The sequence below is a fragment of the Verrucomicrobiota bacterium genome, assembly GCA_037139415.1.
Classification (GTDB): Bacteria; Verrucomicrobiota; Verrucomicrobiia; order Limisphaerales; family Fontisphaeraceae; genus JBAXGN01.
Genome location: JBAXGN010000046.1, coordinates 1 through 26,225 on the forward strand (window position 1 = coordinate 1; position 26,225 = coordinate 26,225).

Genomic DNA, 26,225 nt, shown 5'->3' on the forward strand with positions numbered 1-26,225 from the left:
ATGTCCGGGCTTCTTAAAAAAACTGCTTTTCTAAGTCCGACAGGCTGCTAGCGCCTCAGTCACTGAGGCCAACAACGTCGTCGCATTCATGTTCATGAATTAACCCTCATTTTACCGGCCTGGCAAGAGCCGGTTTCAAAATCCTCGCAGAAAGGGGATGACAAGCGGGCCAAAATGGGTTTAAGTCGCTCGGTTTTATGCCGAAGCGCACGGACATACATTCGATTCTGATCGTCGGTTCCGGCCCAATCATCATTGGGCAGGCTTGTGAGTTTGATTATTCCGGTACCCAGGCGTGCAAGGCCCTCCGCGAAGAGGGGTACCGCGTCATCCTGATCAACTCCAATCCGGCCACCATCATGACGGACCCGGAATTTGCCGACCGCACCTATATTGAGCCGATTACGCCGGAGTGCGTGGAGAAGATCATTGTCCGCGAGAAAGCGACGATGGCGGCCATGGGTGCCCAGGGCAAACTGGTGCTGCTGCCCACCCTCGGCGGACAGACCGCCCTCAACACCGCCATGTCCCTTCACCGCAACGGCGCATTGGAGCGGCACGGCATCGAAATGATCGGCGCCAACGCGCACGCCATTGAACGAGGCGAAGACCGTCAGGTCTTCAAGGATTTGATGATTTCCATCGGGTTGGATGTGCCTGTCAGCGGCACCGCCCATACCTTGGACGAGGCCCGCACGGTGGCGGAGAGGATTGGCCGGTTTCCGGTTATCATCCGACCCGCGTACACCCTGGGTGGCACCGGCGGCGGTATTGCGTATAACCGCGAGGAATTCGAGGAAATTACCAAGCGCGGGCTCGACCTTTCGCCGGTGACCGAAATCCTCGTCGAGGAATCCCTGCTCGGCTGGAAGGAATTCGAAATGGAAGTGATGCGCGACAAGGCGGATAACTGCGTCATCATCTGCTCCATCGAAAATTTTGATCCCATGGGCATCCACACCGGCGACTCCATCACCGTGGCGCCGGTCCAGACGCTGACGGACAAAGAGTACCAGATCATGCGCGATGCCTCGTTCGCGGTCATTCGCGCGGTAGGCGTGGAAACCGGCGGATCGAACATCCAGTTTGCGGTGAACCCGGACAACGGGCGCATGACGATCATTGAGATGAATCCGCGGGTGTCGCGCTCTTCGGCGCTGGCCTCAAAAGCCACCGGCTTCCCGATTGCCAAGATTGCCGCCAAGCTCGCCGTGGGCTACCTGCTCGACGAAATCCGCAACGACATCACCCGCGAGACCCCGGCCAGCTTTGAGCCGACCATTGATTACGTGGTCACCAAGGTGCCGCGGTTTGCCTTCGAGAAATTTCCGCAGGCCGATCCCACCCTCAATACCCAGATGAAATCCGTGGGCGAGGCCATGGCCATTGGGCGCACCTTCAAGGAGTCTCTGCAAAAGGCGCTGCGTTCGCTGGAAATCGGGCGCTCCGGCCTGGGCGGCGACGGCAAGCCATGGCGCATTGGCACCGAGGTGTACGGCGACCGGGATATTCTCCCGCGCGATGTCATCACGCGCAAACTCAGCGTGCCAAACGCCGAGCGCATTTTCTTTTTGCGTCACGCCCTGCGGGCGGGCTTCACGCTCGAAGAAATTTTTGAGCTGACCAAGATTGACCGTTGGTTCCTGACGCAGCTCAAAGAAATCGTGGATTTCGAGGAAGTGCTGGCCGCCGAAAAACAGTAGGGAACGGGCAAAGCCGATGTTGTCCAGTATGAGTTAGCTCCCTATTTCCGCCTTTCCTATTCGTATGACGACGGTAGAGTCGCGGTGTGGCTGATAAACTTTACGATCTTCTACCGCGCGACGAGTGTCCCGGCAACGACCTGTTGCTGGGGCGGTTCCTGGAGTATGCGGAAGGCCGGGGGCTGACGCTGTATCCCGCCCAGGAAGCCGCCCTGCTCGAATTGTTCGAGGAAAAGAACGTCATCCTGAACACCCCCACTGGTTCCGGCAAATCGCTGGTGGCGGCGGCGTTGCATTTCAAGGCGATTGCCCAGGGCCGGCGCTCGGTGTACACGTGCCCGATCAAGGCGCTGGTCAATGAAAAGTGGCTGGCGTTGTGCCGCGAGTTTGGACCCGAAAATGTCGGGCTCAGCACCGGGGATGCCTCGGTGAACCGGGACGCACCCATCCTGTGCTGCACGGCGGAAATCCTGGCCAACATTGCGCTGCGCCAGGGGGAGAAAGCGCCCTTCCTGGATGTCGTCATGGACGAGTTTCATTATTACGCGGACCGCGAGCGCGGCGGGGCCTGGCAGATACCGTTGTTGACGCTGCCGCAGTCGCGGTTCCTGCTGATGTCCGCCACGTTGGGAGACACCGCCTTCTTCGAAGAAGAGTTGACGCGGTTGACTGGCAAAACCACGGTGGCGATTCAATCCGTGGATCGTCCGGTGCCGCTGGAATACTCATATGCGGAAACGCCGCTGGCGCAAACGTTGGAAATCCTGGTATCCAATGGGCGTAGTCCCGTCTATGTGGTGCATTTTACGCAACTCGAAGCCGCCCAAAGCGCGCAGGATTTCACCAGCATCAATGTCTGCACTCGCGAGGAAAAGAACGCCCTGGCCGCCGCGCTGGAAGGTTTCAAGTTCACCAGCCCGTATGGACCGGATTTGAAGAAATGGCTGCGGCACGGCATTGGCCTGCATCATGCCGGACTGTTGCCAAAGTATCGCGTACTGGTGGAACAACTCGCGCAAAAGGGCCTGCTCAAAGTGATCTGCGGCACGGACACCCTGGGGGTCGGCATCAACGTCCCCATCCGCACCGTGCTCTTCTCAAGGCTCTGCAAGTATGACGGCCAAAAGACCGGCATTCTCAGCGCGCGGGATTTCCATCAGATTGGCGGACGCGCCGGACGCAAGGGGTTCGATGACAAGGGCTGGGTGGTGGTACAGGCGCCCGAGCATGTGGTGGAAAATTTGAAGCTCGAGGAAAAATCCGCGCGCGACGGCAAGAAGTTTGTCAAACGCCGGCCGCCGGAACAGAACTTTGTCAACTGGGACAAGAACACCTTTCGCCGGCTCATCACCGCGCCGCCGGAGCGGTTGACCTCGCGTTTTCAGGTCACGCACGCCATGTTGCTCAACATGCTCAGCCGCGAGGGCGACGGTTGCCGGGCGATGCAGCGGCTCATAAAATGCTGCCATGATGCCCCCAAAGCCAGGGCTGTGCACCGCCAGCGCGCCTGGCAGTTGTTTCGCTCGCTGGTGGAACGCCGGATCATCGAGTTCATTCCCCGCACCGAGGCGGGCGCGCACCTGCGCGTCAATGTCGCGTTGCAGGATGATTTTTCGATGGATCAAACTCTGTCGCTCTACCTGCTCGACACGATTCCGTTTTTAACCACGCCGTCCACGGCCAACCCGGACACCGCCGCTGTGCCACCCGCTACGAATCAGGCACCCGGTGAGACCACGCCCGTCCCGTCGGAGCCACCCGCGCCGTCCACCGATAATTTTGAACTCGATCTGCTCACCCTCGTCGAATCCATTCTGGAAGACCCAGACGTTATTTTGCGCAAGCAACTCAACCGGGTGAAGGATCACAAGATGGCTGAGATGAAGCAGCAGGGCGTGGAATATGACGCGCGCATGGAGGAGTTGGAAAAGTGCGAATACCCCAAGCCGAAGCGGGAGTTTATTTACGCCACCTTCAACGCGTTCGCCGCCAAACATCCCTGGGTGGGCCAGGAAAATATCCGTCCCAAATCCATTGCCCGGGAGATGTTCGAGCAATTCCGCACCTTTGCCGATTACATAAAGGATTACGAGTTGCAACGCGCCGAGGGCGTGCTCCTGCGGTACTTGTCCAGCGTTCACAAGGTCCTGGCGCAAACCGTGCCGGACGCCGCCAAGACGGATACCCTGCGGGAAATGGAACTGTACCTGTACACCATGATCCGCCAGGTGGATTCCAGCCTGCTTGATGAGTGGGAAAAAATGCGGAATCCCAACTACCAGCCGCTCGCGCCGCAACCCGAGGCGCGGCCGCCGGGCGCAGAAGCCGCCGCCGCCGACATCACCCGCGACACCAAGGCGTTCACGGCCCTCATCCGCAACACTGTCTTTACGTTCTTGCGCGGACTCGCCGTCGGCGAATACGAACTGGCGCTGGGGCAATTAACCGCGCCGGAACCACCAGGTGAACCATGGACGGTCGCCCGCCTGGCGACGGCCATGGACCAATACTTCGCCGAGCATCAACAGCTTTGTCTGGACCCCAACGCGCGCAATGCACGCCACACCTACGTGACACCTTCCGAAGACAAAAGCGCCTGGCACGTTCAACAAATGCTGGTGGATCCCGAGGGGCACAACGATTGGGTGGCGGAATTTACCGTGGATCTGGCTCAATCACGCGCCGCTGGCGCACCAGTACTGCGGTTAATCAAGCTGGGCAGCCTCGGTTGACAGAAGGAACATGGCAGGAGTACGCCACTCAGGCCAACGGTCGGCACGCAGGATGGAAAAAAGGCGGCGAACGTTTACGGTGCCCGTTGGCAGGGTTATTGGGATTGGCTAAAGACCAAAACGTTTTGACCTCTCAACTGACGGCACGGTGCCGATCCAGCCAGCCGCGCCACAGCACCCACAGGCTGATCCCGCTCATGCCAAGCCAGCCCATGATTTTCACTGCGGCGGCAATCCGGGTATCATAGGAGAGGATTCCCCAACTGAAAAAGATGTGATTCCAATCATGGCCGCCGCCGCCCACCAATGGCAGCAACAAGGCACGGGAATCCGCCATATAGCGAGCAATGCCAATAAAGTTTTCAAAAAACCACACGAGCGCGATCGCATAAGAAATCGGTTGTTGTTTCCGCCAGAAAGTAATCGCCAACACGATAGGGAAGCACAACTGGCCGAAGGTGCCGCCATAAGGTTCCAGCCGACTACTGAAAATCCCAATCACCGGATGCCCGGCTTCATGAAACACCAGGTTGGCGTGATCCAAAAGGGGCAAGCCTTCATCCCCGGCCCGCCAGAGCAGGTAAAATAGCGACAGGATACCCAGGCCGAAGAGAATCAGCCGTCCTTTGGTTACCGGATTCCATTCATTCAGTGACATCCGCCCCAACTAACCACATCTTTTCACTGGCCGCCAGTGCTTAAATTCAGCCTCACAGGCATAACCCCGTCTCCCGTGACCGGGCAACCCTGAAGGTGGTTGGGCAATACAGACACCGTAAACAGCGGCGTGCAGGAGCGGAACCATGGGCGGTCGGTGATACCACGTTGATGGCGGATATCCCGGTTCACGATCTGCCGCAACCCGTATTGGGTAGGCGGGGAACCGGCGTGATTATGGATAAATTGTTGCTGGTGGATGAATTGAGGTGGATGACTTCCCATTGACCGCGCCGCCCCGTTTGGTATGGTTTGCCCATGCCGTTTTCATGGAATGAAGTCCGAGAGTGGGCAAGCGCCTTTGCCAACGAAGGGAAAGGTGGAATCCGCAAGCCTGTTAATTTTGCGGCATTACCGCCTTTCTAAAATGACAATCGCCGAGTTTAAAAAGAAATGGGCCCGCTACCAGGGCAAGGAATCCTCCGGTTACGTGGAGCATTTCAACGACCTTTGTCGTTTGTTGGGCCACAAGACCCCAGTGGAGGCCGATCCGACCGGCAATGATTTTTTCTGTTTCCAGAAGCGCGTCATCAAGGACGCCGAGTTGTTCAATATTGAATCGCCAGATTGCGGTGACCCTACTGAACGCGGGTTTGCCGATGTGTGGAAAAAGGATTGCTTCGGCTGGGAATACAAGGGCAAGAAGAAGAATCTGGATGAAGCGTACCAACAACTCCAGCGGTACCGGGAGGCGCTCTTTAATCCGCCTTTGTTGGTGGTGTGTGATTTCAACCGGTATATCATCAAGACCAATTTCAACGGCACGGTCCAGGAACCCCACGAGTTCACCAACGACCAGATTGACCGCCCTGAGAACTGGCGGATTCTGCGGGCCGTGTTTGAAAATCCCGAATTCCTCAAACCCCAGCGCACCACCGCGCAGGTCACTGAGAAACTGGCGCAGACCATTGCCGAGGTGGCCAAATCCCTGCAAAAACGGGAGGCCGAGGAATTGACCGATGCCAAAACGCGGGCCGAAGCCAACTTTGCGCAGCGCAAAAACCTGCGCATCGCCCGTTTCCTCAATCGCATCGTGTTCTGCTTTTTTGCCGAGGATACCGGGCTGCTGCCCAAGAATCTGTTCACGGAGGTGCTGAAATGCGGGCTGGATGATTTGCATCACTTGGCCATAAGCCTCGAAAGCCTGTTCGCCGTCATGGCCAGGGGCGGCGTGTTTGGCAAAGATAAAATCCGCCATTTCAACGGGCACCTGTTTGAAGACTCCTCCGTGTTTGAACTGACGGAGGAAGAACTCAAGAAGCTGGCCGAGGCCGGGGAGGCCGATTGGCAGTTCATTCAACCGAGCATCATGGGCACGCTCTTTGAACGCGCCCTGGAGCCGGAGCAGCGCTCGCAGTTGGGCGCGCACTACACCAGCGAGGGCGATATTAAAATGCTGGTGGAGCCGGTGCTCATGGCCCCGCTGCGCCGCGAATGGTCCGCACTCAAGGGCGAACTCACCGCCGCTTTTGCCAAAGGCAAAGGGAGCCCGGAGCAACGCCGCAAACTGGATGGCTTTCTCAAAAAGCTGCGCGACACCGTGGTGCTCGACCCCGCCTGCGGCAGCGGTAACTTCCTCTACGTGGCGCTGCAAATGCTGCTGGGCCTGGAAAAGGAGGTCATCACCTTTGCCACGCAACTCGGCTGGCGCATTGATCCGGAAGTCAGCGTGCAGCAACTCCGCGCCATCGAGATCAATCCCTATGCGTATGAACTGGCGCAGGTCTCCGTCCAGATCGGTTTCCTGCAATGGCGGCGCGATAACGGTTTTCTCAATGATCGGACACCGGTATTGCAAAATCTCGACGGCTTCCAAAACGAAGACGCGCTGCTAGTGCCGCACTTCCGCAACAAAGCCAAGACGCTAAAGGAAGCCCAGGCCGGCGAACACGTGGGCGATGATAATTTGAAGTTCTACACCGAACGCGAATGGCCGGAGTGCGATGTGATTGTGGGGAATCCTCCATTTCTTGGTGGCAGCGAAATAAAAGAAGAGCTTGGCCTGCAATACCAAAAAGAGCTTTGGCGAATTTTTGATGGCCGGTTACCTGGATTTGCTGATCTATGTTGTTATTGGTTTGAAAAGTCGCGCGAGCAAATCAAAAACAATAAATGCAACCGTGCAGGACTTCTTGCAACACAATCCATTCGTGGAGGCGCCAACCGTGAAGTCTTAAAACGAATAAAAAATGATGGGAATATTTTCTTTGCTGAGAGTGATCGTCCATGGATTCTTGCAGGCGCGTCCGTAAATGTCAGTATGATTGGGTTTGACGATGGTAAAGAGACAATACGAATTCTTGATTCAAAACCAGTGCCGGAAATAAATGCAAACCTGACCTCAAAAATAGATATTACATTCGCTGTTGCGCTTCATGCAAATCATGGGATTAGTTTCCAAGGGTCTCAAAAAATAGGGGCTTTCGATATTTCAGAAACACTTGCAATCGAATGGCTTGATCTTCCGAATCCACATGCTCGCCCAAACAGTGATGTTTTGGTGCCGCTTTGTAATGGCATCGATTTAACAAGACGTCCAAGAGGTATTTGGATTATTGATTTTGGATTATATACACCAGTCCAACAGGCAGCACCCTATGAAATACCTTTCAAATATGTTATTGAGAACGTCAAACCAGAAAGGGATCTAAATCCACGCGATGTTCGGCGTATTAATTGGTGGAAGCATGGAGATGGCCAACCAGCGATGCGTTCTGCGATTTCAACATGTCATAGGTTTATGGCAATCTCAGCACACACTAAACACACAACGTTTACATGGTTAAACGCCGGAATTTTGCCAGATAAAGCACTTATCGTTTTTGCTCGCTCAGATGATTTCTTTTTCGGTGTTATTCATTCACGCATCCACGAGATTTGGAGTTTGAAACTCGGTACCCAGTTAGAAGATCGTCCTCGCTACACACCCACAACCTGCTTCGAGACGTTTCCCTTTCCATTCCCGGATGATTTGCAGGCATCAGCTCTCCCCGCTCCGGAGCCGCTAGCGGCGAATGGTGGCTGGGACACTGTGATGACGACCCGATTCTACGAGGTAAAAGAAGATGCGTCACCTTACGGCGGTCCGCCCACCACGCCCGAGGGGCATCGCGCCGCGATTGCCGCCGCCGCCAAGGAACTCAACGATTTGCGCGAACGCTGGCTCAACCCGCCGGAATGGACGGAGACCCGTGTGCTCCAATTCCCAGGCACGGTGGACGGTCCCTGGGATCGCTATATTGACCGCAGTACCGTTCGGGATTGCGGCACCTTCCAAATCGGCACCGTGCGTTATCCGCGTTTGGAACCGCTCGACGCCGAATGCGCCGCCAAACTCAAGAAACGCACGCTGACCAATCTCTATAACGAACGTCCCATGTGGCTCGATCTGGCCCATAAGAAACTGGACGCCGTCGTCGCCGCCGCCTACGGCTGGCCCGCCGACTTGACCGATGAACAAATCCTGGAACGGTTGCTGGCGCTGAACTTGGAACGTGCCGCCCAAGAGGAAAAACTGGCTAAAACCAAAAAAACCAAAACATCCCGTGAGAAAGCGGATGATGAACTGATATAACGAGGCAAACTTATGGGCCTGACCATTCATTATACATTGTTTGCCCCCGAGACCACCGATGCAGCGGGGGCGCGTGAAATCGTCCTCCGAATGCGCCGCCGTGCCTTCGGCTTCAAGCAGCGCGGGCGAGTGGATATGGTGCATCCGCTGGGCGACGATCGCAAATCCCTGCGTTGGGCGCGGGAATGGATGTTCCGCCGTGATCCGCACCATCCCACTCGCGAGTATCAAGCTGAAATTATGCCGCGGGCGGGTTGGATATTCCCGGTCAGCGTGGGCAAAGATTGCGAACCGCTTTGGCTGGGGTTGTGCCAGTATCCGCAGGAGGTGTTGCTGGGAGGCAAATGGGCGCGCACACGGCTCAAAGGCTGGCGGTTGCACGGTTTCTGCAAGACGCAATATGCCAGCTTGCACGGTTGGGAGTATTTCCAACGCTGCCATTGCGCGGTGATTGATCTGTTGGTGGAGGCTCGATCATTGGGGATGCGAGTGGTCATTAACGACGAGGGCGAGTATTGGCCGCGTCGTTCGCTCAAGACCTTGCGTGTGGAATTGGATCAGATGAATGGCGTGGTCGCCGCCGCTGCCGGTGCGCTGAAGGACTTGGCTGGGGATGACGCTGGAACAGCGCCCGTCCAATCGCCCATCTTCAAACATCCCCACTTTGAGCATTTGGAAGCCGCAGGAGCAAAACACACCGCACATCTGACGGAAGCAGTCGAATTGATAAAACAATCCTATGAAACATAACCCTTCAACTAACGGCGAGGCAAATGCCCCTCACCCAAGGAACGCCCTGGAACGTCGCGATTTCCTGAAAACCATTGGCCTCGGTTCGGCAGTGTTGGCGTACGCACCTTGGCGGGCCATGGCCGGGCCGTTTGATCCGAAAGAGTTTGAGAAACTGGTCCCCGCCGATAAGAAACTGGCGCCGGAATGGGTGAAGTCCCTGTTTGAACGCGGGACCCGTACGGTCTATCGCGGGGCGGAGTTGGAAAAGATCGGGATGCCGGTGGGCGGGATTTGCGCCGGGCAACTCTACCTGGGCGGCGATGGCAAGCTGTGGCATTGGGATATCTTCAATAAACATATCGGGACGGGCGATAGCCATTATCGCAATCCGCTAAAGCCCTCGTCGCCATTGGATCAGGGGTTCGCGTTGTTGGTGTCGGCGGGAGGTAAGTCGCAGTTGCGTCCGCTGGACGGCACTGGGTGGAGCGACGTGTCGTTCACGGGAGAATATCCCATTGGTTATGTGGAGTATCGCGATCCGGAATCGCCGGCGAGCGTATCTCTGGAGGCGTTCTCGCCGTTCATTCCGCTTAATCCCGAGGATTCGAATCTGCCAGCTACGGTCATGCGGTTCACGGTCAAGAATACCAGCGCGCAGCCGTTGGAGGCGGAGCTGGCCGGTTGGCTGGAGAATGCCGTGTGCCTGTACAGCAGCGAGACGCGGGACATCGTGCGGCGTAACCGGGTGGTGAAACGCGACCAATACGTGTTCCTCGAAGCTTCCGCAGAAGCGGCCCCGATGGAGAAGAGCGCGCCCAAGCGGCCAGAGATTGTGTTCGATGATTTCGAACGGGAGACCTACGAGAGTTGGATTGCGACGGGCACGGCGTTTGGCACCGGCCCGGTTGAGAAGAGCAAGGTGCCCGGTTACCAAGGGGAGCTGGGCATGCACGGCACGCACGTGGTGAATTCGCATGCCGCCGCGCCTGGCAACAATACTGGCGGGAAAGACGGTGCCACCGGTACGCTCACCAGCAAACCGTTTACCATTGAACGCCATTACATCACCTTCCTCGTTGGCGGCGGATCGCACAAAGGCAAGACCTGTGTGAACCTGCTAGTGGATGACAAGGTCGTCCTCTCCACCACTGGCGCGAGTGACAATAAGATGAGCCCGGCCAGTTGGAACGTGCGCAAGTGGGAGGGCAAGGTGGCAAAGATTCAACTGGTGGACAACGAAACGGGGGCCTGGGGCAACATTGGCATAGATTACATCGTGTTCACGGATCAATCCGGCGAGGCGGCGGGGACGCTGGCCGAGGAATCGGATTTCGGCACGATGGGGTTGGCGTTGCTGGATCCCAAACCGGATGATCTGGCCGTCACGTCGTTGCCGGAAACGCCGGTGCCTTCCGGTCTGTTTTCAAAAAGCGCAATCGTTTCCGATGCGCTGGCCTCCAAACCGGCCGGGCACAAACTGGTCGGCTCGCTCACGCGCAAGCTGTCCCTGGCACCGGGGCAATCGGGCACCGTGACGTTCCTGGTCACGTGGCATTTCCCGAACGACAAGATCAAGGGCTTGAAAGCCACGCCGGTCCGGCATTACGCCGTCCGCTTCAATTCAGCGGTGGCCGTGGTCGAATACCTGGCCCGGAACCTGGAATTGCTCGCCAGCCAGACGCGACTCTGGCACGACACCTGGTACGATTCGACGCTGCCGTATTGGTTCCTGGATCGCACGTTTCTCAACACCTCCATCCTGGCCACCTCCACGTCGCACTGGTTCCAGGACAACCGTTTTTATGGCTGGGAAGGCGTTGGTTGCTGCCCTGGCACCTGCACGCACGTCTGGCATTACGCCCACGCCATGGGCCGCCTCTTTCCGCAACTTGAACGCAGCCTGCGCGAGTTGACGGATTATGGCACCGGGTTCGAGGAAGAGACCGGGCGCATCCGGTTTCGCGCCGAGCACAACAACCACTGGGCGGTGGATGGCCAGTCGGGCACGATCCTGCGCGTGTATCGCGAACACCAGGCGAGTGCCGACAACCAGTTCCTGAAAAAAATCTGGCCGCGCGTGAAGAAGTCCCTCGAATTCATGATCAGCAAGGACGAGGGCGGCGACGGCATCATGGATGGTCCGCAGCATAACACGCTGGATGCCGATTGGTGGGGGCAGGTGGCCTGGCTCAGCGGCTTGTATCTCGCCGCGTTGCGGGCCGGGGAAGAGATGGCGAAGGAATTGGGCGATGAGGCGTTTGCCCGGCAGTGTCGCGAGATTTTCGAGAAAGGCCGGCGGAACATCGGGGAGAAACTGTTTAACGGCGAGTACTTCGTTCAACAGGGTGATCCGGCTCACGCCAAATCCGTCGGGTCTTATGACGGCTGCGAGATTGACCAGGTGTTCGGCCAAAGCTGGGCGTGGCAGGTCCACTTGGGGCGCATCCTGGATGAGGACAAGGTGAAGACGGCGTTGCGCTCCTTGTGGCGTTACAATTTCACGCCGGATGTCGGCCCGTATCGCGAAGCGTACAAGTCGGGCCGCTGGTACGCGATGCCGGGGGAAGCCGGGTTGCTGATGTGTTCCTGGCCGAAGGGCGAGGCTGCGCGCGTCAAGGTGAGTTACGATTATTATTTCAACGAATGCATGAACGGGTTCGAGTACCAGGTGGCCGGGCATATGATCTGGGAAGGGATGGTGCAGGAGGGGCTGGCCATCACGCGTGCCGTTCATGACCGTTATCACGCATCCCGGCGCAACCCGTGGAACGAGGTGGAGTGCGGCGATCACTATGCGCGGTCCATGGCCAGCTACGGTGTGTACCTGGCCGCGTGCGGCTACGAGTATCATGGCCCTCAGGGGCGGCTTGGCTTTGCTCCGCGGCTGACACCGGAAAAGTTCCAGGCAGCCTTCACGGCGGCGGAAGGGTGGGGGACCTTCACGCAATGGTTGGAGAACGGGACGGCCATGGCACGGGTGGCGCTCAAGTGGGGGCAATTGCGCGTGCGCACGCTGGCGCTCGGGTTGCCGCCGAATACTGCTGCCGCCAAAGTGAAAATCATTGTGGCAGGGAAAACCATTCAGGGCACCCTGGCCAAACAAGGCGACCGGGTGGAGATTCAGTTAAACGCAGACGTCCTGCTTAAAGCGGGTGAGACGCTGGAAGTGATGGTGAGTTGAGATAGGTTTGTGACACTATTTACGCAATAAACGCAAATTTACTCCTGCATTATTATGGGTATCCAAGATCGAGATTACATGAAGCGACCAAGGGACGATGAGGATTCAAGTTATTCATCGTCCGAGAGCAATGCCGAGGAATTTCTCGCTAACTTCCTGCAACGGCATCCCCGATTCTTTATCTACGTTGGCATCGGCCTCGTCGCGCTCATCGTCATTGCGGTTGTCGTTACCATGATCGCTTCCAAGAGGCAGTAGGCGGGCTTTGGATTTGCGTTAATGGACTGCATTTTCAGCAATGGGTACATTGTGTCGTATTTTCTGTTCAAAGGATCACGGTGAAGGTTTGCCTGGTGCATCGCGCAAGGGGGCGCCTGCATCGGTTGGGAGTCGCATCGGACGGCGAACGAGATAATGCGGTTTTCGGGGCGGCTCGTGTCCCCAGTTCTCGCTGTAGCCGTAATAGAGCCAGCCGCGCAGGCCATCGGCTTCATCAGGGATGAAGGTCGGATGCCATGCCACCTCGCAGCCGGTCCGTGCGATTACCGGCACGCGCCAAACCTGCTGCATCCGTTCGCGTGGCCAGTGAATACCATCTTCGGAAAAGGCCGCCCAAATGCCGCTGCGCCGCGCTTGGCATGCCTCGCGCCAGACGTTCATGCAGAACAGCATCATGTATTGCCGCAACGCGAGAACGAACACGACGTGAGGAAATAGTGCGTCGGCTTCCGGCTGGCCACTGGTCAAGACCGGAGTGTCTTTGCCTCCCAAGCCTGGTTGGTCGAAATTTCCCAAATGATACTTCATCCATGCACCCGGTTTTGATGCTTCACTCACCGGACAACGCGCCATGCAGATTTGCACACCGCGACCATCCACGCGTTCGTGGGAGGTGTAATACGCATAGAGAAATTCACCGCGCGGTTCCGCGAATACCCATGGTTCGCCGACGCCTTGATCACCCCGCCCCTTGGGGTCTTTCGGCAACTGCCCGGACAGTACCGGCCCACGCTTTTCAAAAGTGATACCGTCATCCGACGACACCGCCAGCGCCACGCTGCAATAGAAACCGGGGATGCCATTGCCAACGCTGGCCATGTTCTCCTGGTCTTCGGCGTGGTAGAAGGCCAGCAACTCGCCGGTCTTCGCCCGCACGGCGGCGTTGATGCCGGCATAGCCATTGTCAAACGCGCCGGGCTTGCCTTTGTCGAGTACCTTGGTGGCCTTGGTGAATTTTCCATACTCCGGCCCTTCGAGCAGGAACGACGATACCCCGGCGGAAACCAGCACGCGATACTCTGGTCCGGATCGAATCACCGCCAGCCGCCCATCTGGGAAATACCGCAAGCCCAAGGCTCGGTCGGCAAGCACGGTTTCAGGAGGGCCAAGGGTGATGGGCTTTTCGCCGACGGTCCGGCGCACGGCTGAAAGCGGCAAGGGCTGCGCCTCCTCCGCTTGGGTCTGGGCAGCGATGCAGGCTGTGCCGGACAGAGCCCAGCTCAGCAGGCTTATCACCACTTTGCCGAAAAGGAACTGTAATCGTCGCATATTCCGCAAGGTTTTCTTGCGGAAGAATCCTGACAGTAAACCGCCATCAGGAACAAGATTTATGATTTGGACGCGGGTTTGCCCGCATAGGCCATGTAGTACAGTATTGGCACCGCCATGCGGCTAATGGTCAGACTGGCAATTTCCCCGGCCATCAGGGCGATAGCCAGCCCCTGGAAAATGGGATCAAACAGAATGACGCCCGCGCCTACCACGACCGCCAGGGCTGTGAGTAACATAGGACGGAACCGTACCGCCCCGGCATCAATAACTGCCTCCGCCAGGGGCATGCCTTCCGCGATGCGTTGTTCGATGAAGTCCACCAGGATGATGGAATTGCGCACCACAATACCGGCGCCCGCCATGAAGCCAATCATGGAGGTGGCCGAGAAGAATGCGCCCATCAGTCCGTGCGCCGGGAGAATGCCCACGAGCGAAAACGGAATTGCCACCATGACGATGAACGGCGTCAGGAAGGATCGGAACCAGCCGACCATCAGCACGTAGATCAGCATTAGCACGGCGGCGAAGGCCATGCCCATGTCGCGAAATACCTCGATGGTGATGTGCCATTCCCCGTCCCATTTCATGGATGGTTGCGTATCGGCGAAGGGTTGCACTGCGTTCCAGATTTTTAACTCCGCCGTCGTGCCGCCGTATTGGCGCGGGTCAATTTTGGCCAGCGCTGTGTTCATTTTCAGGATGGCGTACACGGGGCTTTCAATGACGCCCGCCACATCGCCAATCACATAAGTCACCTGCATCAAGTTTTTGTGATAGATGCTCTTGTCCGTGATGGTTTGCTCCATGCGCACCAGTTCCCGTAACGGGATCAAGGCGCTGCTGTTGGTGCCGGGTTCCGCGAGCATGTTGCCGTCCCCGGAGCGTACGCGCAGCGCCAGGAGTTCTTCCGGAGTGGTGCGACTGGCGCGCGGCAGGTGCAGCACCAGTTCCACGTCTTCCTTCTCACGCGGCAGGTGGACGAGGTCCACGGAAAGTCCTTCCACCGCCAGCCGTAAAGTCTGGGAGATGGTTTCCGCGCTGACGCCATTCAACGCGGCCTTTTCCTTGTCAATGATGAACCGGGTTTTGGGCTGGTCCGCTTCCAGATACCAGTCGGTATCCACCACGCCCTCGGTTTGCTGGAAGATTTCCCGCACCTTTTTCGACAGCGCCAACCGGGATTCTTCGGTGGGGCCATAGATTTCCGCAACCAGCGTTTGCAGCACCGGCGGGCCGGGTGGCACTTCCGCCACGGCCACGCGCGCGCCGTATTTGTTGGCGATGGCAGTGACTTGCGGGCGCACCCGCCGGGCGATGTCGTGACTCTGGGCCTTGCGTTGGCTCTTGTTGACCAGGTTCACCTGGATATCCGCCACGTGTGAGCCGCGCCGCATGAAATAATGGCGCACCAGCCCGTTGAAATTGAAGGGGGCGGCGGTGCCGACATAAATCTGGTAGTCGGTCACTTCCGGTTCACCGCGCACCACGGCGGCGATCTCGCGCGCGGCCTGGGCGGTGCGTTCCAGCGCGCTGCCTTCCGGCATGTTCAGGATGACCTGGAATTCGCTCTTGTTGTCAAAGGGCAGCATCTTCACTTTCACCCAGCCGAGCAACACCGTGCCCATGACGGCAAGCAACAGGGCCGTGATGATCCCCAGGAATCCATAGCGCCACTTTGCCTGCCCAATGAGCGGCCCCATGATCCGCCGGTACAGCCGCGTGAAGAAATCCTCCTCATGCTCAAAATGGGAATGCGGGGCGGAAGTTGTGCTGACGGAAGTGGATGCCGCTACTTTGCTGGCTCCCCAGCGCAGGATGCGCACGGCTGCCCAGGGGGTGACAATGAATGCGATCCCCAGCGAGAACAACATGGCCGCGCTGGAGCCCACCGGAATGGGCCGCATGTAAGGCCCCATCAGGCCGCCCACAAATGCCATTGGCAGCACCGCAGCAATCACGGCGAAGGTGGCGAGAATAGTCGGGTTCCCGACTTCGTTGACGGCCTCAATGGCGATTGCACTCCAAGGGCGGCCCTGGTTGTGCGGCAGGTGGAAGTGGCGCACAATGTTTTCCACCACCACAATGGCGTCGTCCACCAGGATACCGATGGAGAAGATCAGTGCGAACAGCGTGATGCGGTTCAGCGTGTAGCCGTACAAATAGAAGACCAGCAATGTCAATGCGAGGGTCGCGGGAATGGCGATGCCCACGATCAGGGACTCGCGCCAGCCCAGGGTCAGCAGGATCAGGATCGAGACACTGACCACCGCGATGCCCATGTGGAACAGCAGCTCATTGGATTTTTCCGAGGCAGTTTCACCGTAATGGCGAGTCACGGTCAGCGTGATGTCAGCGGGGATCAGGCGGCCCTTCAGGGCGTTCACCTTTCGCATTACGTCGTGCGCCACGTCAATTGCATTGGCGCCAGGGCGTTTGGCTACCGTGATCGTGACCGCGTTTTGTTCGGTGGCCAGGGATGCGCTGGCGATGCCTTGGCCAAACAGCACATACTGGGTTGGCTCTTCTGCGCCATCCACAATGGTCGAAACTTCCCGGAGATAAACCGGCTTGCCGTTGAATACTCCGGCGACCACATTGCCGACTTCCTCCGCGCTGCTTAGAAATGCGCCGGTTTCCACAGCGACCTCATGATTGTCGCTGGTAAGCCCCCCGGAGGCGGTTTGCCGATTGGCCTGTTGCAGCATAGGGATCAGGCCGGCGGCGCTAAGGTTGCGGGAAGCCAGCCGTGCCGGATCCAGGAGCACTCGCACCTGGCGTCGTGCGCCGCCAATGATGGTTGTCTCCGCCACCAGCGGCACCTGTTTGACCGCATCGTCCACCTGGGCCACCAGTCGCCGCAAGGTCAGATGATCGTAGCGCGAGCTGTGAAACGTCAGCGCGAGAATCGGCACGTCGTCAATCGAGCGCTGCTTGATGAGCGGCGCGGAGACTCCGTGCGGGATGCGGTCGTAATTCGATTGCAGCTTCTGGTTCAACTTTACCAAGCTGCGCTCGATGTCCTCCCCAACCTTGAAGCGTACAATGACGAGGCTTTCGCCGGGTTTTGAGGTGGAATATACATACTCAACGCCCGGGATTTCCCATAACAATTTTTCCATCGGACGCGTGACGCGCTCCTCAACTTCCCGGGCATTGGAGCCGGGCATGGACACCATCACATCCACCATCGGCACCTTGATCTGCGGTTCCTCCTCGCGCGGCAACAGCAGAGCGGCGCCTACCCCCAGCAACACGGAGGAAAGGATGATTAACGGCGTGAGCTTGGAATCAATAAACAAACTTGCCACCCGACCGGCCACGCCAAGCCCGGATGGCGTGTCCTTGGGCCTTTGAGTCCCTTGCGATTTGGTGTCGTTGCTATTCATGGCGGGTTATGGCGCGTTGGCTTTGATCGTCAACGGCTGGCCATCCACCAACGCCGCCGCCCCCTCCGTTACAACCAGTTCTCCCGCTTCCAAGCCGGATACCAGCTCGATTTCGCCATTGATCAAACGCCCGGTTTTTACCAATCGCAATTGGGCTCTACCGCCTGTCGTCACAAACACGCATTCCATTTGTCCACGATGAACTACTGCGCTGTCCGGCACGCGTATCTTGGTGCTTTCGCCGACTGGCACGCTGACTCGGCCAAACAGTCCGGCTCGCAGTCCGGCATGGGCTGGCAAACTGAATTTAACCAGGAAGGTGCGGCTTTGGGGATCCGCCACGGGTTCCACCTCGGCCACCTGCCCGGGAAGCGGTTCAGATAGCGTGGAAAGGAGGACCGGCATTTTTGCACCCAATTGAATGCGGGACAACAGCGCTTCTGGCACGTCTGCCTCGAAGCGCAAGGTGGCCGGGTCTTCCAGTTCCAACAGGGTGCGACCCGGTCCGGCCAGATCGCCCACTTCAGCCAGTTTTCGGGTGATGACACCGCCAAAGGGCGCCAGCACCCGACCATAACCCAGCATGGCTTCGGTTTCCTGCACGGTGGCTTCCGCCACCAGGAATTGCATTTGGACACGTTCGGCTTCCTGCGGGGTGGTCGCCTGCTTCAGCAGCAATTCGTTGTAACGCTTGCGCTCGGCGTCTGCCTGTTGTCGCACCGCCTTGACCTGCGCCAATTTCGCACGGATTTCCTGCACATCCAATTCGGCCAGCAGTTCGCCCGCCTTGACCGTTTGTCCGGCGTCCACCGGCAATTGGGTGATGTGCCCGGAAACTTTGGCCTCAATGTGCGTGCGCACCTTGGCGCGTACTGTGCCCACCACTTCTTCCACGGCCTGGTGGTTTTTTCCCTCCGCTTTGGCCACGCGCACGGCTGCCGTTGGTAGTGCGGGCTCGGTGGCTACATGAGATTCCCGGCCGCATCCGCTTACCCATGCGACGGTGACTATGCCAATCAGAAGAACACCTTTGGTATTCATAATGTCATTTAGAAGATTAGCGCATAAAATCGCTATGAATCAGCGCAGTTTATATACCACGTCGTTAAAACAAGCAAGCCTGACGATGTTATTTTTTAATGGTTATCGCCGGGAGGTGACAAACATCACGAGGCCCCAGAATCCGCCATAAAGCGCGCCCCGCCACCAAGTGGCAGTCAAGGGACAGGTCCCGGAACTGCATTGGCCGTAATACCCCAGCAACGACCCCAACCCGGCCCCGATGCCAAGAAAAAGAATCAGCGGCAACATGAGCCACCATCCTTTCCAATCCCGAGTTTGCGCAGGATGTTTTCCGCCGGGCAAAAGCCGGTGAAGGCGGATTGAATGAGGTTCAGGCCGACAAAGGCGGTCAGGGCATGCCCCCACGGGGAGACCCAATGGGCGATGGCGGTGCCAATCAGCACCATGGTGCCGGCCATAATTCGAATCACATATTCCATTTTCATAAAAAAATCACGTAACGTTTTTAATATGAGTATATGATTATACACAATTGTCAAATCTCTTTTTTATCTGTTTTTTGCCAACTTGCTCCACCTGCGTCTGTCGGGCGGCGATCGGCCACTGTGTTTGTGGCTGCCCGCCCGCTTTTCTGACATCATCCATCCCGACATAAACATTCTGATTTCATGCTTTTATCGTGGCGGGATATTGGTGATGAGCATAGAGTGACGTACGGCAGCTATGACTGATTTTTTTGCCAGGCAGGCGCAAGCGAAAGCGCGGACCGCGACGTTGCTCATGTATTTTACATTGGCAGTCGGGTTGACGGTGTTGGCGGTTTATAGCGCGGTGTATTTGACGGCCTCGCTGGTGTTGGCGAACCATGCTCATAAGCTCGCATTTTGGAATGGGCCATGGTTGGCAGGCACCGGCGGTGTCGTGTTGCTGGTCGTCGGCATTGGTTGCCTGATCAAGCATCAAGAGTTGGCCGTCGGCGGGTCGTCGGTCGCGGTCGCGCTGGGCGGGCGGTTGGTGTCACCTCGCACCAGTGATCCGTATGAACGCCGGTTGTTGAATATTGTGGAGGAGTTGTCTATTGCCTCGGGGTTGCCGGTGCCGCAGGTATATGTGTTGGAGCGTGAGGAAGGCATCAACGCGTTTGCGGCAGGGCGCACCCCCGGCGATGCGGTCGTGGCAGTGACGCGCGGCGCCTTGCAATGGCTGACCCGCGCCGAGCTGCAAGGGGTGATGGCCCATGAGTTCAGCCATATATTAAATGGCGATATGCGCCTGAATTTCCGCCTCATCGGGTGGATCGCGGGGATTCTCGGGATTTCCCTGATCGGCAAAGTGCTGTTGTTCGATATTACATTTGAGAAGGAGACCATTCCGCTGAAACTCCTGGGTTTGCTGCTCGTCGCTGTGGGGGCGGTGGGGGCGTTCTTCGGGTATCTGATTCAGGCGGCGGTATCGCGGCAGCGGGAGTACCTGGCGGATGCCTCTGCCGTGCAGTTCACCCGGCTGCCGGATGGTTTGGCTGGGGCGCTGAAGAAAATCGGTTCCGTGGCGTCCGGGGCGACCATCAAAACCACCAAGGCATGTGAGGCGAGCCACTTGTTTTTCGGCAATGCGAAGGTGAGTTGGTTTGAGACGCATCCACCACTGGTGCAGCGCATTCAGGCGTTGGATCCGACGTTCACTGGCACGTTCCCCGCCATCACCAAACCGCCGCTGTTTGACGTGCTGTGCCCGGCCGTCCATCCGCCCCCGTTGCCACGTAAGTCTGCGGTGGCGGCTATTCCACCCGTTATTCCACCCGTCATTCCGCCAATGCTGCCGGTGCCACCGGTGGGGAAGGTGACGGTGCAACAGTTTTTCCAACAAGCCGCTGCTCCCATTTGCTTGGAATTGCAAGGGGCAGCGGACATCCGGGAGGCGTTGCCGCCGGCGGTGCTCGCCGCGACGCGTGATCCCTTCAGCGCCATGATGCTGGTTTATGGGATGTTGCTGGGCGATGGCGACGAACCGGTGCGCACCAAGCAGTGGCTGGAATTGGAACAGGAGACTTCTCCGGCCATCACGCAGGAGGTCCGGACGTTGTTTCCGAGCATCCAAGCGGTGCCCCGGAAAGCCCGGCTGGCCGTTGTGGATCTGGCCATTCCGGCGCTGCGCACGATGTCCACCAACCAATATGAAGGTTTTCAACGGGTGTTGACGGTGTTGATCATGAGCGACCAACAGGTGGACCTTTTTGAGTTTGCCCTGCAACAGGTGCTACGAAGGCATTTGGATGCCGCTTTTCGCTCGGCCCCGAAACGGGTGATTCATTATTATGCGCCTAAGGCGCTGTTGCGTGAAGGAGCCTTGTTGGTCTCCGCCCTGGCGTGGGTGGGGCAGGATGGCCCAGCCCAAGTGGAGGCCGCCTTTCAGACTGGCGTCCGGGCGCTGCCCGCCGCTTGGGCCGGGTTGACGCTGCTGTCCCGGGAAGAGTGTCATCCGGGGAATCTGGAGGCCGCCTTGGATCGCTGTCGGCAGGCTGTCCCGGGGCTGCGCTCCCAAATCCTGAATGCCTGCGTCCACACCGTGGCGGCGGATGGGGTGCTGCGGGAGGCGGAAATTGAGTTGCTGCGGGCGATTGCGGATGCCTTGGAATGCCCCATTCCCCCCTGGCTGACGACGCATCCGGAATGATTAATATATTTAATACAAAATTTTTAAGGAAAAGTTTGACAAGCAACGTGAATGCGTCGTAAATGCGCGCTGACCAATGATGTTGCGGAAAAGCCATGTAGCGATTAGCCAGCAGCAGTTCTGCCCCGGTTGCGGGAGCAAGACGTATTTTCGCAGCATCCCATCAGTTGCTGGCCGATTGCGCCCGGTCGCTAATTCACAGCGTCCGGAAATCACAAACCCACAAAAAAACGAAAGCTCAAATTATGGGCAGCATAATCCAAGAAACCCTGGAGGTCGTCCGCCGCCGTAACGGTAACGAACCTGAATTCTTCCAGGCGGTCACTGAAGTACTCGAATCCATCGAGCCGGCGATTCAACGTCACAAAAAGTATCGTGACGGGAAAATCCTGGAACGCATTGTTGAACCGGAGCGGCAAATCATCTTCCGGGTCCCTTGGCTGGATGACAAGGGGCAGGTGCAAGTCAACCGGGGCTTCCGCATCCAGTTCAGCAGCGCCATCGGGCCGTACAAAGGCGGGCTGCGTTTCCATCCCACGGTGTGCGCCAGTATCCTGAAATTCCTGGCCTTTGAACAAATCTTCAAGAACTCCCTGACCACGCTGCCGATGGGTGGCGGCAAGGGCGGTTCGGACTTCGATCCCAAGGGCAAATCGGATAATGAAGTGATGCGCTTCTGCCAATCCTTCATGACGGAACTGGTTCGCCACATTGGTCCGGACCTCGACGTGCCCGCTGGCGATATTGGCGTGGGCGGACGGGAAATCGGCTTCATGTTTGGCCAATACAAGCGCCTGAAGAACGAGTTCTCCGGCGTGTTGACCGGAAAAGGATTGAACTGGGGCGGTTCCCTAATCCGCCCGGAGGCCACCGGCTACGGTGCAGTATATTTCGCCGAGGAAATGCTGAAGACCCGTAACCAAAACCTCGAGGGCAAGGTCTGTACGGTATCTGGCTCCGGCAACGTGGCCCAATATACCATTGAAAAATTGAACCAGCTTGGTGCCAAGGCGGTGACGCTGTCCGATTCCAACGGCTTCATCTTCGACAAAGACGGTATCAACGCGGAAAAACTGGCTTGGGCGATGGATTTGAAGAACGTCCGCCGGGGGCGCATCAAGGAATACGCTGATAAATTCGGTGCCCAGTATGTGGAAGGCAAACGCCCATGGGGTATCCCTTGCGATTGCGCGTTTCCTAGCGCCACGCAGAACGAAGTCACGGGCGAAGATGCCAAAACACTGGTTAATAACGGCTGTTTTGTGGTGGCCGAAGGAGCCAACATGCCCACGGAACCGGAGGGTGTCGAAGTATTCCTTGGCAAGAAAATCCTGTACGGTCCAGGCAAGGCCGCCAACGCCGGTGGCGTGGCCACATCCGGCTTGGAAATGTCGCAGAATTCCATGCGGCTCTCTTGGAGCCGGGAGGAAGTGGATCAGAAACTGCACAACATCATGATCACCATTCACAAGAACGCCTCCCAGACGGCCGCAGAATATGGTCAGGCGGGTAACTACGTTATGGGCGCCAACATTGCCGGCTTTACCAAAGTGGCCGACGCCATGCTGGATCAAGGTCTGGTGTAAAATCGGTAGTTTTCAGGGTGGGCGTGGTTGGTGGCAACATCAGCCGCGCCCGCCGTTTTTTACTGAACTTGTTTTTGATCAGTCTATTGCAGCAATTAGCTGACGGCGAGTGGTGATTCATGACCAGTGCAAAAGTAGCCTGGTTGTAACACGCGGGCAGGGTTTTTGCATTGTGTTTGAGTGTGTGGTGTATATATTGAGACCGTTCATGGCTAGTGACGAAACAAATATCCAGCAGCCGGTGAAGACTGCCGGGAAAGAAATTCGGGAATTCCTTGAGGCATTCCCGAATAAGGCTTTTTTTTCTGTGGTAGCTTTGGGATGGTTGGCGCTGTTTTATTTCTATGGGAACTCCACCTTTGGTTATGTTTCTACGAACAGTTTGTTTCGATGGTTGCATGGAGTGTACCAAAGTAGCGATGATGATGCGCACGGTTACCTGATCCCCTTTGTGGTGGTTGGCTTATTGTGGTGGCGACGCAACGATATTATCGGGCTGAAAAAGGATGTGTGTTGGCCCGCATTGTTACTGGTTATCCTAGGTTGCGCGATGCATGTTCTGGGCTATATGGTGCAACAGCCCCGTATTTCATTGGTGGCTTTTGTATTGGGGTTGTATGGGATCACCGGGCTGTTTTGGGGGGGGGCTTGGATGCGTCAAGCGTTCATTCCATTTTTCATGTTCGTTTTTTGTGTTCCGGTATCGGCGATATCTGAATCTTTGACCGTGCCCTTGCGGTTGTTGGCCACCAAGATCACTGCTTGGGTGGCGCAGCACATTCTCGGCATCGGGGTATTACAAGTGGGTAATCGGCTGCTGGAGCCGGAAGGCCGGTATAGCTATGAAGTGGCGGCGGCTTGCAGTGGCATTCGCAGCCTGACGGCCATGCTGGCCATTACCACCGTCTTTGGTTTAGTGCAATTTAACCGTTCGTGGAAACGCCTGATGATGATGCTGTTAGCAGTACCATTGGCGATTGTGGCGAACGTCGTGCGCTTACTCATGATCGTGGTTGCGGCGGAAATATTCGGTCAACGCGGTGGGTATTATGTGCATGATAGCGAGTGGTTGAGTCTGATACCATACGTGCCCGCCATGGTCGTCGTTTTCCTGATTGGCAACTGGATGCGTGATAAGACCACTAAGGAGGACCGTCCCGCGTGAACGCCAAAGTCATTGTGGCCGGGTTGCTCGTGTTGGCATTTGCCGGTGTGACCGCCGTTACACTGGATTATGTGAAAGGCCATCATCGCCTGACGCCGCCGGGAGTCAAGGTAGTACCGGAAGCGCTGAAAGACGAAGATGGCAAACCGGTGGGTACCAACAGCGTGTATTTGCCACCGGTTGTTTTGGGTGGCAAAGGCAAACTCATGCCGGTAACCAAAATGGAACGGATCATGCTGCCGTCTGATACCACGTTCGGGCGCATGCTCTATGAATGGCCTGATCAACCAACGTTGTACACCAGTGTCGTTTTGATGGGTGCCGACCGAACCAGCATGCATGCAGCCCAGTATTGTTTGATTGGGCAGGGTTGGACGATCGATGATACGCGGCAAATCTCGGTTCCCATCGCTCAACCGCGCGCTTACCAGATGCCGGTGACGCAATTACTTCTATCGCGTCAAGTGTCGCACAAAGAGGAAATGATGACGGTTCGGGCGATGTACCTCTATTGGTTTGTGAGCAACGATGGAGTTGTGGCGCAGACCGCCAAACACCACTGGGCCTCTTCCATGCAGGTTATCCGCGAAGGCACTGTCAAACGGTGGGCCTATGTGTCCATGTTAGCGTTGTATGCGCCGGGACAGGAGGCGTCAACATTGGCGCGGGTGAAACAGCTTATAGCTGAAATCGTGCCGCAAGTGCATCTTGATTCCACCCTTCCCGCCATGCTAACCAAACGCTAAATAAGACTTTCTTTTTTTGAAGCGTTGTGGTACCAGTGGTCTTCTCGGACAACGATAAGTTATGTTACGGCGATATCGCCAATTGCGCACGCGAATGCATCAGGTCGTGGACACGGCCTTGTTTATGGTTGCGTTTTGGCTCGCGCATATCCTTCGCACTTGCTGGGGCTGGAGTCATGATCCCATCGGGCCTTTCGATGATTATATCTGGCTGTGGGCGGTGATTCTGCCCGTGTCGCCATTTGTGCTGGAATGGCAGGGCGTCTATGGGCGTCCGGTGATTGCTACGCGTCGGGAGATGTTTTGGCCGTTATTCAAGGCCAGCGCGTGGGTGGCCGTGATCTGCATTCTGGCGACGTTTTTGGTGCGGGAACAGTTGGCGCGCGGCGTATTCCCCTTGTTCGGTGCGATTAGTTTGTTGCTGGTCCTCATCAAGGAAGAGTGTCAGCGAGCGATTTATCGCACGAATTTTGGCATGGCTCAACTAAAACGGCGCGTCATCCTGGTGGGACGCAAAGTGGACAGTGACGGTTTCCGTGAAAGACTCCAACGGTCGTCGTTGCCCATCGAATTGGTGGCGGAACTGGATTTGAACCAACAATCCATCGAGAACCTGGCCGATCAGTTGCACGAACTCTCTCCGAGCGGGGTGATTCTTTGTGCCAATCATGCGTACTTCCCTCAAATCGAGAAAGCCATCCAGATTTGTGAATTGGAGGGGGTGGATACCTGGTTGGTGGCCGACTTTTTCCGAACCAAGACCTTCCGCTTGAGCGCGGATGATTTCCACGGTCTGCCGGTGCTGGTTTTCAGCTCGGCACCCGAGGCATCCTGGCAGGCCGTGGTCAAGCAGTTTATGGATGTGGTTCTGGCGTTGCTGGGGTTGGTCGTATTGAGCCCCTTGTTTATGGTTCTGGCCATCCTCATCAAATTCACCTCCAAAGGCCCCGTTCTGTTTCGTCAGCAGCGTTGCGGGCTGAACGGCCAGCCTTTTACCATGTATAAGTTTCGCACCATGGTGCTGGACGCGGAGGCGCGCCAGTACGAACTCGCCGCAAGGAATGAGATGAGCGGCCCGGTTTTCAAGGTGACCAATGATCCTCGTATCACTTCGGTTGGCCAGTTCCTTCGCAAGTTCAGTTTGGATGAATTGCCGCAAATTATCAATGTCTTGCGCGGTGAAATGAGCCTGGTGGGACCGCGTCCGCTCCCAGTCCACGAGGTCAAGCGATTCGATAACCACGCTTTTCGCCGCCGTCTAAGCGTCAAGCCCGGGCTAACCTGCCTCTGGCAAATCAGCGGGCGCAACCAGGTGCAGGATTTCCGCGATTGGGTCCGCTTGGATCTCGAATATATTGATAATTGGTCCCTTTGGCTGGACATCAAAATCCTGTTCAAAACCGTTCCGGTCGTCATTGTGGGCACCGGTGCCAAGTAAAACCCAATCCACATCGTT

18 protein-coding genes are annotated in these 26,225 nt (G+C 57.2%); 11 read left to right on the forward strand and 7 right to left on the reverse strand.

The genetic code is table 11. The features are described from left to right. Positions 1-197: 197 nt before the first annotated feature. Positions 198-1,703: a carbamoyl-phosphate synthase large subunit gene (gene carB / locus WCO56_10035; protein MEI7729899.1), complete on the forward strand. Its 1,506-nt coding sequence runs from the start codon at positions 198-200 to the stop codon at positions 1,701-1,703. An 86-nt stretch (positions 1,704-1,789) separates the two neighbouring features. Beyond that, positions 1,790-4,435 carry a DUF3516 domain-containing protein gene (locus tag WCO56_10040; GenBank protein ID MEI7729900.1) on the forward strand — a complete coding sequence of 882 codons (2,646 nt, stop codon included), beginning with the start codon at positions 1,790-1,792 and terminating at the stop codon, positions 4,433-4,435. 133 nt (positions 4,436-4,568) lie between these two features. Here the strand turns inward: WCO56_10040 and WCO56_10045 are convergent, their stop codons facing one another. Together WCO56_10045 and WCO56_10050 are read right to left on the reverse strand one after the other, a co-directional pair. Beyond that, entirely contained in the window at positions 4,569-5,093 is a 525-nt protein-coding gene (locus WCO56_10045) for a hypothetical protein (GenBank protein ID MEI7729901.1), read from the reverse strand. Between the two features lie 396 nt (positions 5,094-5,489). Beyond that, positions 5,490-6,275 carry a hypothetical protein gene (locus WCO56_10050; protein ID MEI7729902.1) on the reverse strand — a complete coding sequence of 262 codons (786 nt, stop codon included), beginning with the start codon at positions 6,273-6,275 and terminating at the stop codon, positions 5,490-5,492. Here WCO56_10050 and WCO56_10055 point away from each other — a divergent pair. The 4 genes from WCO56_10055 to WCO56_10070 all read left to right on the forward strand — a co-directional run bounded on the left by WCO56_10055 (position 6,186) and on the right by WCO56_10070 (position 12,897). Then, positions 6,186-8,726: a DNA methyltransferase gene (locus tag WCO56_10055; GenBank protein ID MEI7729903.1), complete on the forward strand. Its 2,541-nt coding sequence runs from the start codon at positions 6,186-6,188 to the stop codon at positions 8,724-8,726. The two genes, WCO56_10050 and WCO56_10055, sit on opposite strands and share 90 nt — an antisense overlap. Before the next feature lie 12 nt (positions 8,727-8,738). Beyond that, positions 8,739-9,476: a hypothetical protein gene (locus WCO56_10060; GenBank protein MEI7729904.1), complete on the forward strand. Its 738-nt coding sequence runs from the start codon at positions 8,739-8,741 to the stop codon at positions 9,474-9,476. Beyond that, positions 9,466-12,639: a GH116 family glycosyl hydrolase gene (locus tag WCO56_10065; GenBank protein MEI7729905.1), complete on the forward strand. Its 3,174-nt coding sequence runs from the start codon at positions 9,466-9,468 to the stop codon at positions 12,637-12,639. The genes WCO56_10060 and WCO56_10065 overlap by 11 nt, the downstream gene beginning before the upstream one ends. Before the next feature lie 78 nt (positions 12,640-12,717). After that, positions 12,718-12,897, forward strand: coding sequence for a hypothetical protein (locus WCO56_10070; GenBank protein ID MEI7729906.1), 180 nt, complete (start codon positions 12,718-12,720; stop codon positions 12,895-12,897). A 75-nt stretch (positions 12,898-12,972) separates the two neighbouring features. Here the strand turns inward: WCO56_10070 and WCO56_10075 are convergent, their stop codons facing one another. The 5 genes from WCO56_10075 to WCO56_10095 form a co-directional block, all read right to left on the reverse strand. Beyond that, complete coding sequence (locus WCO56_10075) at positions 12,973-14,187, reverse strand: hypothetical protein (GenBank protein MEI7729907.1); 1,215 nt, start codon at positions 14,185-14,187, stop codon at positions 12,973-12,975. A 59-nt stretch (positions 14,188-14,246) separates the two neighbouring features. Beyond that, complete coding sequence (locus tag WCO56_10080) at positions 14,247-17,576, reverse strand: efflux RND transporter permease subunit (protein MEI7729908.1); 3,330 nt, start codon at positions 17,574-17,576, stop codon at positions 14,247-14,249. Between the two features lie 6 nt (positions 17,577-17,582). Further along, positions 17,583-18,617 carry an efflux RND transporter periplasmic adaptor subunit gene (locus WCO56_10085; protein ID MEI7729909.1) on the reverse strand — a complete coding sequence of 345 codons (1,035 nt, stop codon included), beginning with the start codon at positions 18,615-18,617 and terminating at the stop codon, positions 17,583-17,585. A gap of 102 nt (positions 18,618-18,719) precedes the next feature. After that, complete coding sequence (locus WCO56_10090) at positions 18,720-18,887, reverse strand: DUF6132 family protein (protein ID MEI7729910.1); 168 nt, start codon at positions 18,885-18,887, stop codon at positions 18,720-18,722. Next, positions 18,875-19,084, reverse strand: a complete 210-nt coding sequence (locus WCO56_10095) for a DUF2892 domain-containing protein (protein MEI7729911.1) — start codon at positions 19,082-19,084, stop codon at positions 18,875-18,877. Before WCO56_10095 ends, WCO56_10090 begins: the two co-directional genes overlap by 13 nt. A 238-nt stretch (positions 19,085-19,322) precedes the next feature. Between WCO56_10095 and WCO56_10100 the strand changes: the two genes are divergently transcribed. The 5 genes from WCO56_10100 to WCO56_10120 all read left to right on the forward strand — a co-directional run bounded on the left by WCO56_10100 (position 19,323) and on the right by WCO56_10120 (position 26,207). Then, positions 19,323-21,272 carry a M48 family metallopeptidase gene (locus WCO56_10100; GenBank protein ID MEI7729912.1) on the forward strand — a complete coding sequence of 650 codons (1,950 nt, stop codon included), beginning with the start codon at positions 19,323-19,325 and terminating at the stop codon, positions 21,270-21,272. 245 nt (positions 21,273-21,517) lie between these two features. Then, positions 21,518-22,858 (forward strand): NADP-specific glutamate dehydrogenase, encoded by a 1,341-nt coding sequence (gdhA, locus tag WCO56_10105; protein MEI7729913.1) that lies wholly within the window; start codon positions 21,518-21,520, stop codon positions 22,856-22,858. Between the two features lie 208 nt (positions 22,859-23,066). Beyond that, on the forward strand, positions 23,067-24,023 hold the full coding sequence (locus WCO56_10110; GenBank protein MEI7729914.1) for an exosortase/archaeosortase family protein: 957 nt from the start codon (positions 23,067-23,069) through the stop codon (positions 24,021-24,023). After that, positions 24,020-24,769, forward strand: a complete 750-nt coding sequence (locus tag WCO56_10115; GenBank protein ID MEI7729915.1) for an exosortase-associated EpsI family protein — start codon at positions 24,020-24,022, stop codon at positions 24,767-24,769. The genes WCO56_10110 and WCO56_10115 overlap by 4 nt, the downstream gene beginning before the upstream one ends. 61 nt (positions 24,770-24,830) lie before the next feature. Continuing rightward, positions 24,831-26,207: a sugar transferase gene (locus WCO56_10120; GenBank protein MEI7729916.1), complete on the forward strand. Its 1,377-nt coding sequence runs from the start codon at positions 24,831-24,833 to the stop codon at positions 26,205-26,207. Positions 26,208-26,225: the final 18 nt, after the last annotated feature.

What these genes read in the sequence shown, in the direction of transcription:
- WCO56_10110 (MEI7729914.1), top strand. Translation starts at nt 23,067, where the DNA reads ATGGCTAGTGACGAAACAAATATCCAGCAGCCGGTGAAGACTGCCGGG.
- WCO56_10070 (MEI7729906.1), top strand. Translation starts at nt 12,718, where the DNA reads ATGAAGCGACCAAGGGACGATGAGGATTCAAGTTATTCATCGTCCGAG.
- WCO56_10095 (MEI7729911.1), bottom strand. Translation starts at nt 19,084, where the DNA reads ATGAAAATGGAATATGTGATTCGAATTATGGCCGGCACCATGGTGCTG.
- WCO56_10080 (MEI7729908.1), bottom strand. Translation starts at nt 17,576, where the DNA reads ATGAATAGCAACGACACCAAATCGCAAGGGACTCAAAGGCCCAAGGAC.
- WCO56_10065 (MEI7729905.1), top strand. Translation starts at nt 9,466, where the DNA reads ATGAAACATAACCCTTCAACTAACGGCGAGGCAAATGCCCCTCACCCA.
- WCO56_10090 (MEI7729910.1), bottom strand. Translation starts at nt 18,887, where the DNA reads ATGTTGCCGCTGATTCTTTTTCTTGGCATCGGGGCCGGGTTGGGGTCG.
- WCO56_10075 (MEI7729907.1), bottom strand. Translation starts at nt 14,187, where the DNA reads ATGCGACGATTACAGTTCCTTTTCGGCAAAGTGGTGATAAGCCTGCTG.
- gdhA (MEI7729913.1), top strand. Translation starts at nt 21,518, where the DNA reads ATGGGCAGCATAATCCAAGAAACCCTGGAGGTCGTCCGCCGCCGTAAC.
- WCO56_10100 (MEI7729912.1), top strand. Translation starts at nt 19,323, where the DNA reads ATGACTGATTTTTTTGCCAGGCAGGCGCAAGCGAAAGCGCGGACCGCG.
- WCO56_10085 (MEI7729909.1), bottom strand. Translation starts at nt 18,617, where the DNA reads ATGAATACCAAAGGTGTTCTTCTGATTGGCATAGTCACCGTCGCATGG.
- carB (MEI7729899.1), top strand. Translation starts at nt 198, where the DNA reads ATGCCGAAGCGCACGGACATACATTCGATTCTGATCGTCGGTTCCGGC.
- WCO56_10120 (MEI7729916.1), top strand. Translation starts at nt 24,831, where the DNA reads ATGTTACGGCGATATCGCCAATTGCGCACGCGAATGCATCAGGTCGTG.
- WCO56_10060 (MEI7729904.1), top strand. Translation starts at nt 8,739, where the DNA reads ATGGGCCTGACCATTCATTATACATTGTTTGCCCCCGAGACCACCGAT.
- WCO56_10045 (MEI7729901.1), bottom strand. Translation starts at nt 5,093, where the DNA reads ATGTCACTGAATGAATGGAATCCGGTAACCAAAGGACGGCTGATTCTC.